Below are 15,079 nucleotides of genomic sequence, written 5' to 3'. Positions count from 1 at the left end.
TGTACGCAGACCCACCCCAGTGCGCTATGTCCAGATTTTCGTCTCACGGATCAACTCAATAAATGCACGCAATTTGGCGGGCACATGTTTGCGGCCGGAGTAATACAGGCAAAGGCCGGCGTAAGGCGGAGTCCAGTCATCCAGAACGCGAACCAGGCGACCTTCCTGGAGATAGGTGGCCGCCGAGTGTTCGGTGATATAGGCAAGCCCGGCACCGTCCACTGCGGCTTCGAGCATCAACTCACTGTCGTCGAGAGTCAGGACACCGGGGACATCGATCGAGAGGCTCTCGCCATGTCGCTCAAATTCCCACTGGTAGAGGCGGCCACTTGCCATGCGGGCACGAATACACTGGTGTTGCATCAGGTCATGCGGTGTTTCGGGTAAGGTTCGCCCATTCAAATAAGAGGGAGCCCCGGCAACGATTGACCTTACCGTCGGGATGATCGGGACTGCGATCATGTCAGGCGGCACCGACTCGACCAGGCGTACACCGGCATCGAAGCCCTGCCCGATCACATCCACCAACATGCCCTCGGTCACAATCTCGACCTGCATCGCCGGGTAGCGGCGCATATATTCGAGTATCAGGGGTTTCAGGAGCATGCGGGCCGCGCCGAGTGCCATATTCAGGCGCAGCACACCGGACGGCTCGGCGCGATGTTCGCCCACATTTTCGATGGCATCGTCGATGGTGGCCAGAACTGGTGCGATATCGGTGACGAATTGTTCCCCCGCCGCAGTCAGGGCGACACTGCGGGTCGAGCGGTTGAACAGGCGCACGCCTATCCGCTCCTCCAGTGCCGACACAGCGTGACTCAAAGCCGATGAGGAAACATCGAGTTCTCGCGCAGCTGCGCGGAAGCCACCGCACCGCGCGACGGTCACTACGGCTTCCAGTTCAGCGAGACTTGCCCTACTCATTGCACAAATTTCCTCAACAGTCTGTCCCACATTAACAATCTTATTCTATCAGTGTGTCTCGCACATACTGCCCCGAAATCATCAACCAGCGAGAACAGTTCATGCACAATATCGAACATATCTATATCGATGGGACTTTCGTCACACCGCAAGGCCAGGACGTCGCCGATCTGTTCGCCCCGTCCACCGGGGAAAAAATCGGACAGGTGAGGCTTGGCAATGTGGCCGACACTCACGCCGCTATCGCCGCCGCCAAGCGGGCATTCCCGGCGATGTCACGGACCAGCAAGGAAGAGCGAATCGCCATGCTGCTCAGCTTGCGCGACGCCGTATCCGCACGCACCGAAGATATGGCGGCGGCAATGACCGAGGAGTACGGCGCGCCCCACTACTTCACCACCTTCTCCGTAGCGCGTACGGCGACGGCATTCGAAGAGATGGCGAAGACCGTCGACACCTATCCTTTCCGCCGCACCATGGGGCGGGCCGAGGTCAGTATGGAGCCGCTCGGTGTGGTTGCGGCCATTACGCCGTGGAACAGCAATTTCGGTTTTATCTGTTCGAAGCTGGCCACGGCCATTGCGGCGGGATCGACGATCGTCATAAAGCCGTCGGAAATGAGTGCTATCCAGACGCAGGTCCTGACCGAGGCATTGCACAGCGCCGGTCTTCCTTCCGGAGTCTTCAATATTGTTAACGGCTACGGCCATGTCGTCGGCGCCGAGCTGAGTCGCCATCCAGATATTGCCAAAATCAGCTTCACCGGATCGACGGCAACCGGTCGCGCAATCCTCACTGCCGCTGCCGACACATTCAAGCGTGTAACCCTGGAACTCGGCGGCAAGGGGCCCCAACTGTTGCTCGACGATGTTGATCTTGACCAGGCCATCCCGAAAATCGCCATGGCCGGCTTCAATAATAGCGGACAGGCCTGCGTCGCAGGCACCCGCATCCTGGCACCGGAAAGCCGGTACGACGAGGTAGCCTCCCGACTCAAGGCATTTGTAGATACCCTAAAGGTTGGTGATTCACGCGCGGAGGAGGTCCAAATCGGGCCAATGGTCAGCGAAAAACAGTGGGAGCGGGTACAGTCCTATATTCGTCTCGGCATCCAGGAGGGCGCTTCACTACTGGTCGGTGGAGAGGGTCGCCCCGAGGGACTCGAGCGCGGTTGGTTTGTTCAGCCCACGATTTTTACCGGCGTCAGCAATGACATGCGTATCGCACGCGAGGAGATATTCGGGCCGGTGCTGTGCCTACTTTCATATCGCGATGAGGAAGAGGCTGTGGCCATCGCCAACGATACCGATTACGGTTTACAGTCGTACGTCTATGCCACAGATCAGGAGCGCGCGAAGCGTGTCGCCGGGCAGCTGGAAACCGGCCGCGTTGTGATCAATGGTGCTCCCCATGAACCCCTGGCACCTTTCGGTGGTTTCAAGCACTCCGGTATCGGTCGTGAATTCGGCACATTTGGTCTCGATGCGTTCATGGAGCCCCGCGCAGTTTTGAGTTAAATGAACGACCGGTAGCTGAAACAGTTAGCGCATTGGGAGGGGCTGTAGCGATGTCCGACCAGCTCCTCCAAAATTCCGTAATCAGGCGCATCTTTTCATTCACATCGCGCGCGTAAAATTCCGTATATTTTCCGCTCCCCCACTACCCGGAGGATTGGATTTTCAAGGCGCAATTTTTCCACTGAGCAGGTGTTTCCCATCATAGGGAAACACAATGTCCGGATCCGCTGCCTCGACATGTTGATCAGATTCGGGGCACTGAACATTATTGAGGATGTGACGAATCACATTCAATCGCGCAGTTTTCTTATTGTTGGCATCAACCACATACCAGGGCACCAGCTCGCTGTTACTCCTGGCAAACATTTCGTTGCGGGCCAGGCTGTACTCCTTCCAGTGCTTGACGGCCACCTCGTCCACCGGACTGATTTTCCATTGCTTCAACGGATCGACCTTGCGATCCTTCATGCGTTTTTTCTGTTCTTCTTTGTCGATATCCAGGTAGTACTTAATGATCTGAATACCGGAGCGCACCAGCATCGATTCAAAAGGCACCACGGAATCCATAAAATCGCGGTACTCTTGCGTACTACAGAATTGCATCACCCGCTCGACACCCGCCCGGTTATACCAGCTGCGGTTGAATAGCACCATTTCCTGCCGCGACGGTAAATGCGGTACGTAGCGCTGGAAATACCAGCTGGCGCAGTCCCGGTCTGATGGTCTACCCAGTGCCACTACCCGGGTCTCCCTTGGGCTCAGATGTTCGATGATACGTTTGATCGTACCATCCTTGCCCGCACCATCACGCCCCTCAAACAGAATAAGTATCTGCAGGTCGTGCTCGATCAGGTGGCGTTGCAGGGTCACCAGTTTGATCTGCAGCTCCCGCAGCGTTTTCTTGTAACCCATTTTCCGCCCCCTGTTTACTCGCCCTGTGCCGACAATGCAGTAGTTACAATGCCTATTTCACCACCCGGTTATATATCCAGGCGATCACGACACCCGCAATGTAACCATCGACAAATCCCCACACGGCGCCGATGACAGCGCCTATCAGGGTGGGCGCGTAACCGATATAGAGAGAGGAGAGAACTTCAACCAGCGCGACTCCCCAGCCAAACATGGCCGTAATACCGCAGAAAAAGACATAGGCTGCCCAAAGCACGCCAACGGCGACGCCCAGGGCATTGGGGGCGCATTTGTTCATGGTGATTCTCCGGATAGTTAAACCTTGAATAGCCGTGGATTCGTCCAGTAAATGATAGCCAACGAGTCAGTACTCGAAGAGCGAATCCTCACGAACGCGCAGCTTAGCCGACTCATTGGTTCGAAACTTCTGTGAGAGTGCTCTTAATGCCTCCGACTACTCATTCATCGAAAAGGTCAGGGAATCCACGCGGCTGCGAGCGCAGATACTGGTTTGGGGCCGATACCGAAGCCCCCAGGTGCGCCGCCGCATGCCAGGGCCAGCGCGGGTTGTAGAGCATGCCTCTAGCCAGTGCAATCAGGTCTGCATCTCCTGTACCGACAATCGCCTCCGCCTGGTCGTAATCGGTAATCAGTCCGACGGCGATGACCGGAATCGATACAGCCTGCTTGACCGCCCGCGCCAGCGGCACCTGGTAACTCGGCCCCACTGGAATCTGCTGCGCGGGATCGAGCCCGCCGCTCGATACGTGGATCGCGCCACAGCCGCGGTCTTCAAGCGCCTGCGCAAAGGCAACGGTTTGCTCCAGGTCCCAGCCATCGGGAACCCAGTCGGTGCCGGAAACCCGCACAGATACGGCCTGATCGGCCGGAAACGCCTCCCGCACCGCATCGAATATTTCCAGCGGAAAACGCATCCGGTTTTCCAGGGATCCGCCGTAGTCATCATCGCGCCGGTTAGAGAGCGGCGACAGGAATTGGTGCAGTAGATAGCCGTGGGCCGCGTGGATCTGGATAGCGTCGATGCCGAGCCGCGCGGTACGCCGTGCCGCTGCCGCGAAGGCGTCGCGCACCGCAGCCATCGCCTCGCGATCCATGGCGACGGGCGCATGTTCACCGGACTGGAATGGCTGCGCTGATGGTGCCATGGTCTGCCAGCCATTGGGTTGATCAGGCAATATCTGCCGGCCGCCGAGCCAGGGCAAATCCGTCGACGCCTTGCGCCCGGCATGGGCCAGCTGGATCGCGATCGGCATATCCGACCACTGGCGGATCGCCTTTAGCGTGCGGGCCATCGCCGCCTCGGTCTGGTCGTCCCACAGGCCGACATCGGCGTAACTGATGCGCCCTTCCGGCGTTACCGCTGTCGCTTCGATTGTCAGCAGCCCCGCGCCGGAAACTGCCAGGTGCCCGAGGTGCATCAGATGCCAGTCGGTCATGCACCCGTCAACCGCGGAATACTGACACATCGGTGCGATCACGATACGGTTGGCGAGCTTTAAGGAGCCGACACTCAATGGTTCGAATAGCTTGGGAGAACTCATAGAAACTCTTTGCCTCGGAATGATGTTGCCGGTTTGCATTCTCGCTTCAAGGGCCGTTATGGGCCGCCGCGCAACAGTTTTGCTTTTAAAACGGGTGACGCCAGACAATAGCATTTTCGCTACGTGGGCGATGCCGGGCCAGACAAAAGCCATCGATCGCCTGCGTAAGCTTTTAGCGAAGTTTACTCGTGATCAATGAGTGGCCAACACTTTCTCGCGATTGTTTCTGCCCGCTTAACAAATTCGCGGTAACTGCTCACCAGGCAACCGATCCAACAGCCGCTCGCTACCGAGCGTGTTCTGCAATATCACCTGTGGTCGCCTTTCCCCGGTGACAGCGCCTATGACCCGGCTATTCTTTGCGACAGGATTACCCTGCAGCACTGCCATGGCCTGCTCAGCCTGTTGTGCAGGTATAAAGGCGATAAAGCGTCCCTCGTTGGCGACATACAATGGATCCAGACCCAGCATCTCACAGGCACCCTGCACGGGTTCGCAAACGGGAATTTCCGATTCCTCGACAAATAAGGATTTGCCAGCGCTTTCGGCCAGCTCTACCAGTGCGGTAGCCAGGCCGCCGCGCGTCAGGTCACGCAGGCAGTGTATATCGATCCCCGCATCCAGCAGTTCCTTTACCGCGCCGTGCAACGGTGCGCAGTCACTCAACAGCGCGCTGTCGAACTCCAGCCCTTCCCGCTTGGCCATGACCGCCATGCCATGGCGGCCGATATCGCCGGACAGCAGTATCAGGTCGCCTGGCTGGATTTCCCCCGGTTCAATCGCCACGTTGTGGCACATCACTCCGATGCCGGATGTATTGATATAGAGGCCATCACCCTTGCCCCTTTCCACAACCTTGGTATCGCCGGTTACCAGTTGTACGCCGCACTCAGCGGCCGCTTGCCCCATCGATGCCATCACGCTGGCCAGGGTTTCCATAGGCAGCCCCTCTTCCAGTATCAGACTGCAACTGAGATACAGGGGGCCCGCGCCGCTCATGGCCAGGTCGTTCAGCGTGCCGTAGACCGCGAGCTTGCCAATATCACCACCGGGAAAAAACAGCGGCGTAATGACAAAAGAATCGGTGGTGAAAACCAATCGCTCTTTGCCCAGCGGAAGCGTAGCGCTATCGTGTGCCTGGGTGATCCAGGGATTGTCGAAATGTGGATAGATGTAATCGCGCAGCAGCTGCTGGGTCAGCTCGCCTCCGCTACCATGACCCAAACGCACGAGCTCATCGGTATCAGTCGGTAGTGGGCATTCAATATTCATCGGCATTGACCTGTCTGCTGTATCGGTAATAGGCCGCACAGGCCCCTTCGGACGAGACCATGGGCGCGCCGAGAGGCTGCGTCGGACGGCAGCGGCGGCCGAAGTGCGGACAGTCGCAGGGTTTCTTCAGTCCCTGCATGATCTCGCCGCTGATGCAGCCACTGCTGTCGATTGCTGGCTTGAGGTCAAGGCTGAACTTTTTCTCTGCATCGAAAGCGGAGAATTCGGGCCGCAGGCGCAAGCCACTATCCCCTATAGTGCCGACCCCGCGCCAGTTCTGCGCGGCGATATCGAATACCTGTTCAAGCATTTCCTGCGCGGGAATGTTGCCGCGTCGCTCCACCACGCGGGCATAGGGGTTTTCTACAATGCAGCGGCCCTCCTCCAGCTGACGCAGACACAACATTACGCCCTCCAGAATATCCAGTGGCTCAAAGCCGGTAACGACAATCGGTACCTGGTATTTCAGCGCGAGGCGCGGGTACTGTTCATAGCCCGTGATTGCGCACACATGTCCGGCGGCGAGGAAGCCCTGCACGCGCGAATTGGCCGCAGAGCAAATGGATTCTATGGCCGGCGGGACCATGAAGTGGGATACGAGGAGGGAAAAATTGCGCAGCCCCTTCTTCCTGGCGAGAAAGGCAGCCATTGCGTTGGCTGGTGCAGTAGTCTCGAAGCCGATCGCGAAGAAGACGACTTCCCTCTCAGGGTTCTGCTCGGCGAGTTCCACCGCATTCAGCGGCGAATAGACAGTGCGCACATCTCCCCCCGCTGCCTTCACTGCGAGCAGGTCCCGTTCGCTGCCCGGCACTCGCAGCATATCGCCGAAAGAGCAGAAAATGACTTCCGGACGCGCGGCAATGGCGATCGCCTTGTCGATGATCTCCAGCGAAGTCACGCACACCGGGCAGCCGGGGCCATGCACCAACTCCACCTGTTGCGGCAGGAACTGCTGCAGACCGTACTTGACGATCGCATGGGTCTGCCCACCGCAGATTTCCATAATGGTCCAGGGTCTGGTGGTAATGCGGGCAATTTCTGCGGCGATCTTTTCGATACTCGACCGCTGCCGGTATTCACTCAGGTATTTCATAGGCTAACTCAAATCGTCCAGCTCTCCGATTTCCTCCAGGTAGCGGAATATCCTGCGCGCTTCCTCCTCGCGCACCCTGCTGATCGCAAACCCGACATGCACGATCACATAGTCGCCCACCCGGGCTTCGGGCACATAGGCCAGATTAATGGGCTTGCTGATGCCACCAAAGCTGACCCGCGCGCTGCGCTCCAGCGGCTCGTTATTGAGAATTTCCTCGATCCGGCCCGGAATACCTAAACACATGACACACTCACCTCCCCGAGCGGAATTCCGAAATCGGCCATACAACGCACGTAATAGAGCTGGCCAAGGGCAATGCCACCGTCGTTGGGTGGAACTCTGCTGTGGCTGTGGACCCGAAACCCGTTTTGTTGCAGCAGTGCCGTCGCGGTTTCCAGCAGCCGTTTATTCTGGAAAACACCGCCAGAGAGAAAGATCTCTGGTACACCGGCTTTCTGCGCCAGGGCCAGGATCATCTGCGCCAGGGTGTTATGAAATGCAGCCGCCCGGTCTGAAATCGAGACCCCAACACTGCCCTCCTCTATCAGACTTGCGATCGTGGGAGCCCAATCGAGCGTCCAGCGATCACTGTCCCGGTACAGTTCGAAGGGATAGCTGGCGCCTGTGTCGGAATCCGCTGCGGCATACTCCACTGCCATCGCCGCCTGCCCTTCGAAACTGATTTCCGTAGCCAGCCCCAGTAGAGCGGCCACCGCATCGAAGAGACGCCCCACGCTGCTACAGCGCGGACAATTGAGTTGGCGCTCGAGCATTCTGGCGAGATTCTTCCTTTCGCTGCGATTGAAATAGTCACGCAGCGGCTCGCCCACAAAGGCTTCCGTGCCGAGCCACTCGCCCAATAGCCCCGCCAGCGAACGGCGCGGCTCATGCACCGCCCGCTCGCCGCCAGGCAGCGCAAAGGATCGCAGGCTGGCAAAATGCTCCACGGGGCTGTCGCCGCTCCAGTGCAGGCATTCACCGCCGCGGATACTGCCGTCCTCACCGTAGCCGGTGCCGTCCCAGCAGATACCCAGTGCTGCACCCCGGTGGCCGTGTTCCGCCATACAGGAGAAGAAGTGGGCCAGGTGATGTTGGACGGCGATGCGCTTGAGCGGTTTGGACTTTGCCCAGCGGTTGGAAACGTAGCCCGGGTGGAGATCGCAAAGTACCGCGCGGGGCTCCAGTCGGTAGAAAGTTGCGAGATCGTCGATGGCCTGTTCAAAAGTCGCCAGTGCCATCCGGTCCTGCAGATCGCCAATATGCTGACTGGGATAGGCGGTGCTTTGGCGCGCGATCGCGATGCAGTTCTTCAGGTCTGCGCCCAGTGCGAGCAAATCACCCTCTGCAGCCGTACTCTCTGACAGCTCCAGGGGCAGCGGTGCATAGCCCCGCGCGCGGCGCAGCATCACCGGTTTGCCGTCCATCACGCGGAGGACCGAGTCGTCCAGCGGGCGCAAAATCTGGCGATCGTGCAACAGAAACAGGTCGGCGATATCGGCGAGCCGCCGCAGGGCCTCGTCGTTGTCGGTACAGATGGGTTCACCGGCGAGGTTGCCACTGGTTGCCACTACCGGGCGCTGCAGCGACTCCATCAGCAGGTAGTGCAGCGGCGAAGCCGGCAACATCAAACCGAGGTTGGGATTTTGTGGCGCTACCCATCGCGAAATCTGCGCGGTGGCATCCGGCTTCGCTCCAAGTAACAGGATCGGACGTTCCTGCGAGCACAGCGACCGCTCTTCCTGTGGCGTAAGGACACAGTCCCGGCGTACGGTATCCATATCGGGATACAGCAACGCAAAAGGCTTGTGCGGTCGCTGCTTCCTTTGCCGCAGTCTTGCGACCGCTTCGTCATTGGACGCGTCGACCAATAGCTGGAAGCCGCCGACGCCCTTCAATGCGACAATCTTCCCAGCCTCGATGGCTGCAACCACGCTTTGTGTCGCAGCCTGACCCAGCTCGAGTGCTTCCCCTTGCAGATTCACCAGCTGCAACTGCGGCCCGCATTCGGGGCAGGCGTTGGCCTCTGCGTGAAAACGGCGATCTCGCGGATCTCTGTATTCCCGCTGGCACCGTTCGCACATCGGAAAGCTTCGCATCGATGTATTGATGCGGTCGTAGGGTTGCTGTTCCACGATACTGAAACGGGGACCACAGCGGGTGCAGTTGATAAAGGGATAGCCAAAGCGCGGGTCACTGGGATCAAACAGCTCCACCAGACAGTCCGCACAGGGCGCCAGGTCGGGCAATATAATCGCGGACGGCGCCGCTCCGCTTTCGCTCTCGCGAACGGTGAATCCATACTCCGCTTGCAGCGGCAACGGGGCGCTGGTCAGGCTGTGTATCCGGGCAAGAGGTGGCTTCTCCGCGTGCAGCCTTCTCACGAATTCACGGATCTGCGGAATTTCACCCTGGACTTCCACGCAAACACCGCGGGCATCATTGGCGACCCAGCCGTGCAGACCGCAATCGCCGGCCAGACCATAGACAAAGGGGCGGAAACCGACCCCCTGCACCAGTCCGGTAATTTCGAGATGGCGGCGCTCGCTGGTATCAGAACTCATCGGCATCCTGGAACTCGAGGCTGTCCAGGATGATTTCCTGGGCCTCCACATCGTGGATATCCTGCATCTCTTCGATTTGTAGCCGCAGCCCTTCCAGTGGGGTACCACCAGTCTCCTGTTCGAAGTGTTCGCGCAAGTGCTCTGCGGATATATGGGCGAGCGCACCAAGGCGGAGTCTGGCCGCCACCAGAGTCCCGCCCTGGTGCTCGGCGAGCTGTTGAATTTTTCTGACCAGATTTCTGATCAGGGACTGTTCGTGCATCGCGGACCTCCTGTCTGTTCCGTTAATAGATGCAGTATCTCTTTTTCCACGTTTACCGCAGCGGCCTCTACCGCTGGTGACAGCGCCGCGCTATTGGCAAAGTTTTCGCCACAAATTGCATAGATGGCCAATCGTCGCGGCAGTGAATCAAAAAGGCGACCGAGTTCCAGCGCTTCCGCCAGAGAGAATCCATGGCTAGATGTACCGCATAAACTGGGCGGCATGGGCTCGGCAAGACCGTCCAGCAAGACGATGTCGCCAGCCTCACGCTCTTCGGCCGAAACGGCATCCACCAGGCAAACATGGCGATCTCGCCAGTCTTCCAGCAGGCGGGTCATATCACCGCTATTTTCTATGCAATCAACGCTGTTCCCGAAACGGTCGCGTAACCGCTGCAGCACAAAGGGCCCTACGCCGTCGTCGCCACGATAACGATTGCCCAGGCTAATGATGGCCCAGTCCGTCACTGTCCTTCCCTCGCGCGGCGCTCCATATGGAGTTGCAGGAAATGGGTCGAACAGGAGATGCACGGATCGTAGTTGCGAATGGCCTGCTCGCACTGGGCCTGCAGTTTGTCTTCCGGCAAGTGAAGGAACTTCGGCAGCATCAGCCGCAGGTCGTCTTCAATGGTTTTCTGATTCTGGGACGTGGGCGCGACTATCTTTGCATCGGTAATCTTGCCCTCCTCGTCCATGCTGTAGCGATGGTAGAGAATGCCCCGCGGCGCCTCGGTGGCGGCGCAACCGGTAGACGGCCGCGGTTCGGTCACCAGATAGGGAGTATCCGGCTGCCGGTAGTTGTCGATGATGCGCAGTGCCTCGTCAAACGCGTAGAGCACCTCCAGGCTGCGCACCACGATACTCTTGAACGGATTGACACAGAACGGGGGAAAACCGATATCTTCCGCGGTTTGCCTGACCAGCGGCGAGAGACGATCGTAATTGAGGTTGTAACGCGCCATTGGGCCGACAAAGTAGGCACCCCTCTCGATTAATACACTGTGCAGCGCATTACTGTACTCCACGTGTTCTTCGCGAAAGTGGGTATCGTATTCCTGCACCGGGATATCGAGGCCGCGGGTTGAGGCTATGCGGCCGCAGCTCATGGGATATTCGCGCTCGTTGGAAAGTGCTACGAATTCATATTGATTTTCTACTGAGCGCTCGAAATCCGGAAATGGCAGCGACGCTGCCCAACGTACCGTGGCTGCCGCCATATCGCGGGCTTTTAACAACTGCTCGCGCAGGGGCTCAAGTTCGGTCGCGGTGGGAACGCGATAGAATCCGCCCACACGGACATTGATCGGGTGAACTTCCCGGCCGCCCAATAAATTGACGATCGCGTTGCCGGCCTTCTTGATCTGCAGGCCATCCTGCACGATCTGCGGGTGATCCTTGGCCATCGCCACCGCACTCGGGTAGCCGAGGAAATCCGGTGCGTGCAGCATGTAGATATGCAGCGTGTGGCTCTCGATCCACTCGCCGCAGTAAATCAACCGGCGCAGTGCATGCAGCTCAGGGGTTGGCGTCAACCCCAGGGCATCCTCCATAGCGTGCAGCGAACTCATCTGGTAGGCGACCGGACAAATGCCACAGATACGCGCGGTGATATCCGGCGCTTCGAGGTAATCTCGCCCGCGCATAAATCCTTCGAAAAAGCGCGGCGGCTCAAATATCTTCAGTTTGACATCATGCACACCACCATCGTCGTAACGGATATAGAGTGCGCCCTCGCCCTCGACGCGCGCCAGGTAATCGACCTTGATGGTTTTACTCTTGGTCATCCTGCTCTTCCTGACGTCGGCTCGCGGCATCAAACTCCGGAGCGGCCGAATTAAAATTGCGCAGGTTCTCGATCACCTTGGCGTTGCTCGCGCCCAACTCCTGTTTCCACCAATGACAGAGAGATTCCGTATTCGGGTTCTCCTTGGGTCCGTAGCACGCGTAGCAACCGCGGTTGTATGCCGGACAAACCGCACCGCAGCCGGCGTGGGTAACCGGACCCATGCAGGGGGTTCCATGAGCCACCCAGACGCACACATTGCCGCGGAGTTTGCACTCGATACATACGGAGTGCGCCGGCACCTGCGGTGGGCGCCGGTGCAGAAACGCGCTGATCACCTCCAATAACTGACGCTTGTTGATCGGGCAACCGTTCAGCTCAAAGTCCACAGGCACATGGGCGCTGATCGGTGTCGAGGTTTTCAGGGTGGAAATATATTCAGGGTGGGCATAGACGATCGCGGTGAATGCTTCCACGTCAGCAAAATTGCGCAGCGCCTGGATGCCGCCAGCGGTGGCACAAGCACCGATTGTCACCAGGGCATGGGACTGCGCGCGCACTTCGCGAATGCGCTGCGCGTCGTCTTCGGTCGTAATTGACCCTTCCACCAGCGACAGATCGTAGGGCCCTTCCACCTGCCGGCTGGACGCCTCCATGAAGTAGGCAATATCGATTTCTTCTGCCAGCTGTAGCAGTTCGTCCTCGCAATCCAGCAGGCTCAACTGGCAACCATCGCAGGAGGCGAATTTCCACACCGCCAGCTTCGGTTTTCGCGCTGTATTGCCTACAGGGCGCGGATCTGGAACCATGACTGGATATCCCTATAGCAAAACACCGGCCCGTCTTTACAGATAAAATTCGGCCCCCACTGGCAGTGCCCGCAGTGTCCGATCGCGCACTTCATGTTGCGCTCCATCGACAGATAAATATTCGACTCCGCCACCCCCTTGCTGCGCAATGCCTGGATACAGAAACGCATCATGATTTCCGGCCCACAGATGAAGGCCATCGCACTCTGGATATCGACCTCCGCCATTTGCAGCGGACCGGTGATCACGCCGATATGGCCAGGCCAGGCTGTATCGGCATGGTCGACCGACTGGCGTAACTCGAATACCTCCGACCAGCGCGGCAACTCCTCCCGATAGAGTCTTTCTTCCGGCCGCCGCGCACCATAAAAGATTCGCACGCGCCGCGCTTTCCAGTTGCCGTTTAGCAGGCTGTAGATCAACGGACGCAGTGGCGCCAGCCCCAGTCCGCCGGCAATAATCAACAGGTCGCGGTCCTCTACCTGATCCAGCGGCCAGCCCTGGCCGAAGGGGCCGCGTACGCCAATCTGCTCGCCTTCTCGCAATCGTCCCAGGGCCTGCGTCGCCAGGCCATGAACCCGAACCGTGTGCACGTAGCCCTTGTCACCAGTCGGCGATCCGCTCATGGAAATCGCGACTTCCCCGGTGCCGAACGCGTAGAGCATGTTGAATTGGCCGGGCATGAACTCAGGTAGAGCGCCACCGTCATCTGCACTGAGATGTAAAGTGAAGGTGCCGGCATACTCCTCACTGCGCCGGTCGATACGTAAGAGCGCTGGAATCATCGGCTTCTTTCCAGTGGCGGCGGCTGCGGGCTATAGACATCCATCAGCTGCATGCGCGTAGCGTGTAACCGGTCGGTGATGATGCGCGCAAATCGTTGCATCAATTCGTAGCCCATCTTCGGATCCGTCTTGCATTTTTCTCTCAGGCATTTGCCATTCAGGCATATGACATGAACTTCATTCATAGCGCGCGCGTCGAACGTCCACAGATAGGGAGGAAAAAGCCACGACCAGCCGAAAATATCGCCTTTGTGCAGGGTCTGCAGGCAGAGCGCGCCGTAGTTGGGCAGATAGGACTCCACTGCCACCTGTCCATCGCGGATGACGAAAAAATGATCCGCAGGGTCATTTTCGCGCGCGATATAGTCACCGGTATTGTAGATTCGGTTTTCTCCGCAACCGGCGAGCAGTTCGAGGTAATCTTCGTCCAGCCCACTGAAGAAGGGATGCTCGCGTAGCAGTTGCGCCATGCCTTTCATGATTTATCCAGCTCCCGTATGCGCGCGACCTCTTCAGTGAGGTCTATTCCCACAGGACACCAGGCAATACAGCGACCGCAGCCGACACAACCGGATCGGCCGAACTGATCGTGCCAGGTCGCCAGCTTGTGGGTCATCCACTGGCGGTAGCGGGATCGAGTGTCCGCGCGCACCGAACCTCCGCTGATATAGGTGAAATCTCCGGTAAAGCAGGAATCCCAGCGCTCCCAGCGCTCGGCATGATCACCGCTCAGGTCGGTGGTGTCCTCCACCGTAGAGCAGAAGCAAGTCGGGCAAGCCATGGTGCAATTGGCACACGACAGACAGCGGTCGGCGACCTGGTCCCAGGATGGGCTCTCGTAATTGCGGTACAACAGCGCCTTCAGGTCTGAGCTGTCAAAGCTGCGCGGCCCGCGAGCCATCTGTTGCGCTGTCCGCTCCACAGCGTTTCGCGCCCGTTGTACCTGGTCCTTAATCGCCGGCTTGACCGGTAGCTGTTGCAACACCCGCTCACCTCGACTCGAACCACTCTTGATCAGGAAATAGTGCGCTTCGCCATCGATCACTTCGGTCATGGCGAGGTCGCTGGGTAAAGTGATCTCCGGGCCAGTGTTCATCGAAGTGCAGAAGCAAGTGGCGGCAGCAGAGGTACAGTTGACCGCCACCATAAACAGTTTTGCGCGCCGGTTCGCATAGCTGTCGTTGCGGTACTTGTCATCGACAAATACCCGGTCCTGGGTGGCGATGGCGTGCAACTCGCAGCTGCGCACGCCCAGGAACGCCATGGCCGGCGCCTCTTCCACGATTTCGGTGATCGCCACCCCGTGGTTTCCTTTTTGCGCACGCCACACGGGGCGCCGCGGGAGCTGCAAAAACTTCTTCCATGAATGGGGACCGGCGGCATAACCAAAATAGGCGTCGTCGTCGCGGCGCTTAACCCGGTAGGTGCCTTTTTCCTGTTCGTCGGTCCAGCCCCTGGGCAGGTCGGCCGCTGACTCCACCTTATCGTAGACAATAGCGTGGTCCCGAAGTACCGGCCCCAGCAACTGGTAGCCTTCCCCCCGAATCGCCTGAATCAACAGATCCAGGTCTTCGGCCTGCAGTACCGATTCTTGCAT

16 protein-coding genes are annotated in these 15,079 nt (G+C 58.6%); 1 reads left to right on the top strand and 15 read right to left on the bottom strand.

Annotated features, from left to right (window positions below; translation table 11 throughout):
* Nucleotides 1-24: 24 nt before the first annotated feature.
* On the bottom strand, nt 25-924 hold the full coding sequence (locus tag IG168_RS10015; protein WP_193164257.1) for a LysR family transcriptional regulator: 900 nt from the start codon (nt 922-924) through the stop codon (nt 25-27).
* 101 nt (nt 925-1,025) lie between these two features.
* Here IG168_RS10015 and IG168_RS10010 point away from each other — a divergent pair, with 101 nt between their 5' ends.
* Nucleotides 1,026-2,441 (top strand): aldehyde dehydrogenase family protein, encoded by a 1,416-nt coding sequence (locus IG168_RS10010; RefSeq protein WP_193164256.1) that lies wholly within the window; start codon nt 1,026-1,028, stop codon nt 2,439-2,441.
* Between the two features lie 162 nt (nt 2,442-2,603).
* On the opposite strand, the gene ppk2 is transcribed toward IG168_RS10010, so the two are convergent.
* The 14 genes from ppk2 to IG168_RS09940 form a co-directional block, all read right to left on the bottom strand.
* The gene (gene ppk2 / locus IG168_RS10005) at nt 2,604-3,353 is read right to left on the bottom strand and encodes a polyphosphate kinase 2 (RefSeq protein ID WP_193164255.1); all 750 of its coding nucleotides are present in this window, start codon (nt 3,351-3,353) and stop codon (nt 2,604-2,606) included.
* Nucleotides 3,354-3,405: 52 nt separating this feature from the next.
* Entirely contained in the window at nt 3,406-3,651 is a 246-nt protein-coding gene (locus tag IG168_RS10000) for a bacteriophage holin (RefSeq protein WP_193164254.1), read from the bottom strand.
* 160 nt (nt 3,652-3,811) lie between these two features.
* Nucleotides 3,812-4,915: an NADH:flavin oxidoreductase/NADH oxidase gene (locus IG168_RS09995; protein WP_193164253.1), complete on the bottom strand. Its 1,104-nt coding sequence runs from the start codon at nt 4,913-4,915 to the stop codon at nt 3,812-3,814.
* Nucleotides 4,916-5,149: 234 nt separating this feature from the next.
* Nucleotides 5,150-6,187, bottom strand: coding sequence for a hydrogenase expression/formation protein HypE (hypE, locus tag IG168_RS09990; protein ID WP_226876768.1), 1,038 nt, complete (start codon nt 6,185-6,187; stop codon nt 5,150-5,152).
* Entirely contained in the window at nt 6,177-7,280 is a 1,104-nt protein-coding gene (gene hypD, locus IG168_RS09985) for a hydrogenase formation protein HypD (RefSeq protein ID WP_193164251.1), read from the bottom strand. The genes hypE and hypD overlap by 11 nt, the downstream gene beginning before the upstream one ends.
* Before the next feature lie 3 nt (nt 7,281-7,283).
* Nucleotides 7,284-7,526 carry a HypC/HybG/HupF family hydrogenase formation chaperone gene (locus tag IG168_RS09980; protein ID WP_193164250.1) on the bottom strand — a complete coding sequence of 81 codons (243 nt, stop codon included), beginning with the start codon at nt 7,524-7,526 and terminating at the stop codon, nt 7,284-7,286.
* Complete coding sequence (hypF, locus tag IG168_RS09975; protein WP_226876766.1) at nt 7,517-9,844, bottom strand: carbamoyltransferase HypF; 2,328 nt, start codon at nt 9,842-9,844, stop codon at nt 7,517-7,519. The genes IG168_RS09980 and hypF overlap by 10 nt, the downstream gene beginning before the upstream one ends.
* On the bottom strand, nt 9,834-10,106 hold the full coding sequence (locus IG168_RS09970) for a hydrogenase/urease maturation nickel metallochaperone HypA (protein ID WP_193164248.1): 273 nt from the start codon (nt 10,104-10,106) through the stop codon (nt 9,834-9,836). Before IG168_RS09970 ends, hypF begins: the two co-directional genes overlap by 11 nt.
* Nucleotides 10,088-10,573, bottom strand: a complete 486-nt coding sequence (locus tag IG168_RS09965; protein ID WP_193164247.1) for a hydrogenase maturation protease — start codon at nt 10,571-10,573, stop codon at nt 10,088-10,090. Before IG168_RS09965 ends, IG168_RS09970 begins: the two co-directional genes overlap by 19 nt.
* Complete coding sequence (locus IG168_RS09960; RefSeq protein ID WP_193164246.1) at nt 10,570-11,889, bottom strand: Ni/Fe hydrogenase subunit alpha; 1,320 nt, start codon at nt 11,887-11,889, stop codon at nt 10,570-10,572. Before IG168_RS09960 ends, IG168_RS09965 begins: the two co-directional genes overlap by 4 nt.
* Entirely contained in the window at nt 11,876-12,697 is an 822-nt protein-coding gene (locus IG168_RS09955) for an NADH-quinone oxidoreductase subunit B family protein (protein ID WP_193164245.1), read from the bottom strand. Before IG168_RS09955 ends, IG168_RS09960 begins: the two co-directional genes overlap by 14 nt.
* On the bottom strand, nt 12,673-13,482 hold the full coding sequence (locus IG168_RS09950; RefSeq protein WP_193164244.1) for an FAD/NAD(P)-binding protein: 810 nt from the start codon (nt 13,480-13,482) through the stop codon (nt 12,673-12,675). Before IG168_RS09950 ends, IG168_RS09955 begins: the two co-directional genes overlap by 25 nt.
* Complete coding sequence (locus IG168_RS09945) at nt 13,479-13,961, bottom strand: cyclic nucleotide-binding domain-containing protein (RefSeq protein ID WP_193164243.1); 483 nt, start codon at nt 13,959-13,961, stop codon at nt 13,479-13,481. The genes IG168_RS09950 and IG168_RS09945 overlap by 4 nt, the downstream gene beginning before the upstream one ends.
* The gene (locus IG168_RS09940; RefSeq protein ID WP_193164242.1) at nt 13,958-15,079 is read right to left on the bottom strand and encodes a 4Fe-4S dicluster domain-containing protein; all 1,122 of its coding nucleotides are present in this window, start codon (nt 15,077-15,079) and stop codon (nt 13,958-13,960) included. The genes IG168_RS09945 and IG168_RS09940 overlap by 4 nt, the downstream gene beginning before the upstream one ends.

The organism is Microbulbifer hainanensis (assembly GCF_014904735.1).
Lineage (GTDB): Bacteria > Pseudomonadota > Gammaproteobacteria > Pseudomonadales > Cellvibrionaceae > Microbulbifer > Microbulbifer hainanensis.
Note: the sequence above shows the minus strand (reverse complement) of the source record. Positions and strands in the feature narration are given on the sequence as shown.

What these genes read in the sequence shown, in the direction of transcription:
- IG168_RS09970 (WP_193164248.1), bottom strand. Translation starts at nt 10,106, where the DNA reads ATGCACGAACAGTCCCTGATCAGAAATCTGGTCAGAAAAATTCAACAG.
- IG168_RS09945 (WP_193164243.1), bottom strand. Translation starts at nt 13,961, where the DNA reads ATGAAAGGCATGGCGCAACTGCTACGCGAGCATCCCTTCTTCAGTGGG.
- ppk2 (WP_193164255.1), bottom strand. Translation starts at nt 3,353, where the DNA reads ATGGGTTACAAGAAAACGCTGCGGGAGCTGCAGATCAAACTGGTGACC.
- IG168_RS10010 (WP_193164256.1), top strand. Translation starts at nt 1,026, where the DNA reads ATGCACAATATCGAACATATCTATATCGATGGGACTTTCGTCACACCG.
- IG168_RS09940 (WP_193164242.1), bottom strand. Translation starts at nt 15,079, where the DNA reads ATGCAAGAATCGGTACTGCAGGCCGAAGACCTGGATCTGTTGATTCAG.
- hypD (WP_193164251.1), bottom strand. Translation starts at nt 7,280, where the DNA reads ATGAAATACCTGAGTGAATACCGGCAGCGGTCGAGTATCGAAAAGATC.
- IG168_RS09995 (WP_193164253.1), bottom strand. Translation starts at nt 4,915, where the DNA reads ATGAGTTCTCCCAAGCTATTCGAACCATTGAGTGTCGGCTCCTTAAAG.
- IG168_RS10000 (WP_193164254.1), bottom strand. Translation starts at nt 3,651, where the DNA reads ATGAACAAATGCGCCCCCAATGCCCTGGGCGTCGCCGTTGGCGTGCTT.
- hypF (WP_226876766.1), bottom strand. Translation starts at nt 9,844, where the DNA reads ATGAGTTCTGATACCAGCGAGCGCCGCCATCTCGAAATTACCGGACTG.
- IG168_RS10015 (WP_193164257.1), bottom strand. Translation starts at nt 924, where the DNA reads ATGAGTAGGGCAAGTCTCGCTGAACTGGAAGCCGTAGTGACCGTCGCG.
- IG168_RS09955 (WP_193164245.1), bottom strand. Translation starts at nt 12,697, where the DNA reads ATGGTTCCAGATCCGCGCCCTGTAGGCAATACAGCGCGAAAACCGAAG.
- hypE (WP_226876768.1), bottom strand. Translation starts at nt 6,187, where the DNA reads ATGAATATTGAATGCCCACTACCGACTGATACCGATGAGCTCGTGCGT.
- IG168_RS09960 (WP_193164246.1), bottom strand. Translation starts at nt 11,889, where the DNA reads ATGACCAAGAGTAAAACCATCAAGGTCGATTACCTGGCGCGCGTCGAG.
- IG168_RS09950 (WP_193164244.1), bottom strand. Translation starts at nt 13,482, where the DNA reads ATGATTCCAGCGCTCTTACGTATCGACCGGCGCAGTGAGGAGTATGCC.
- IG168_RS09980 (WP_193164250.1), bottom strand. Translation starts at nt 7,526, where the DNA reads ATGTGTTTAGGTATTCCGGGCCGGATCGAGGAAATTCTCAATAACGAG.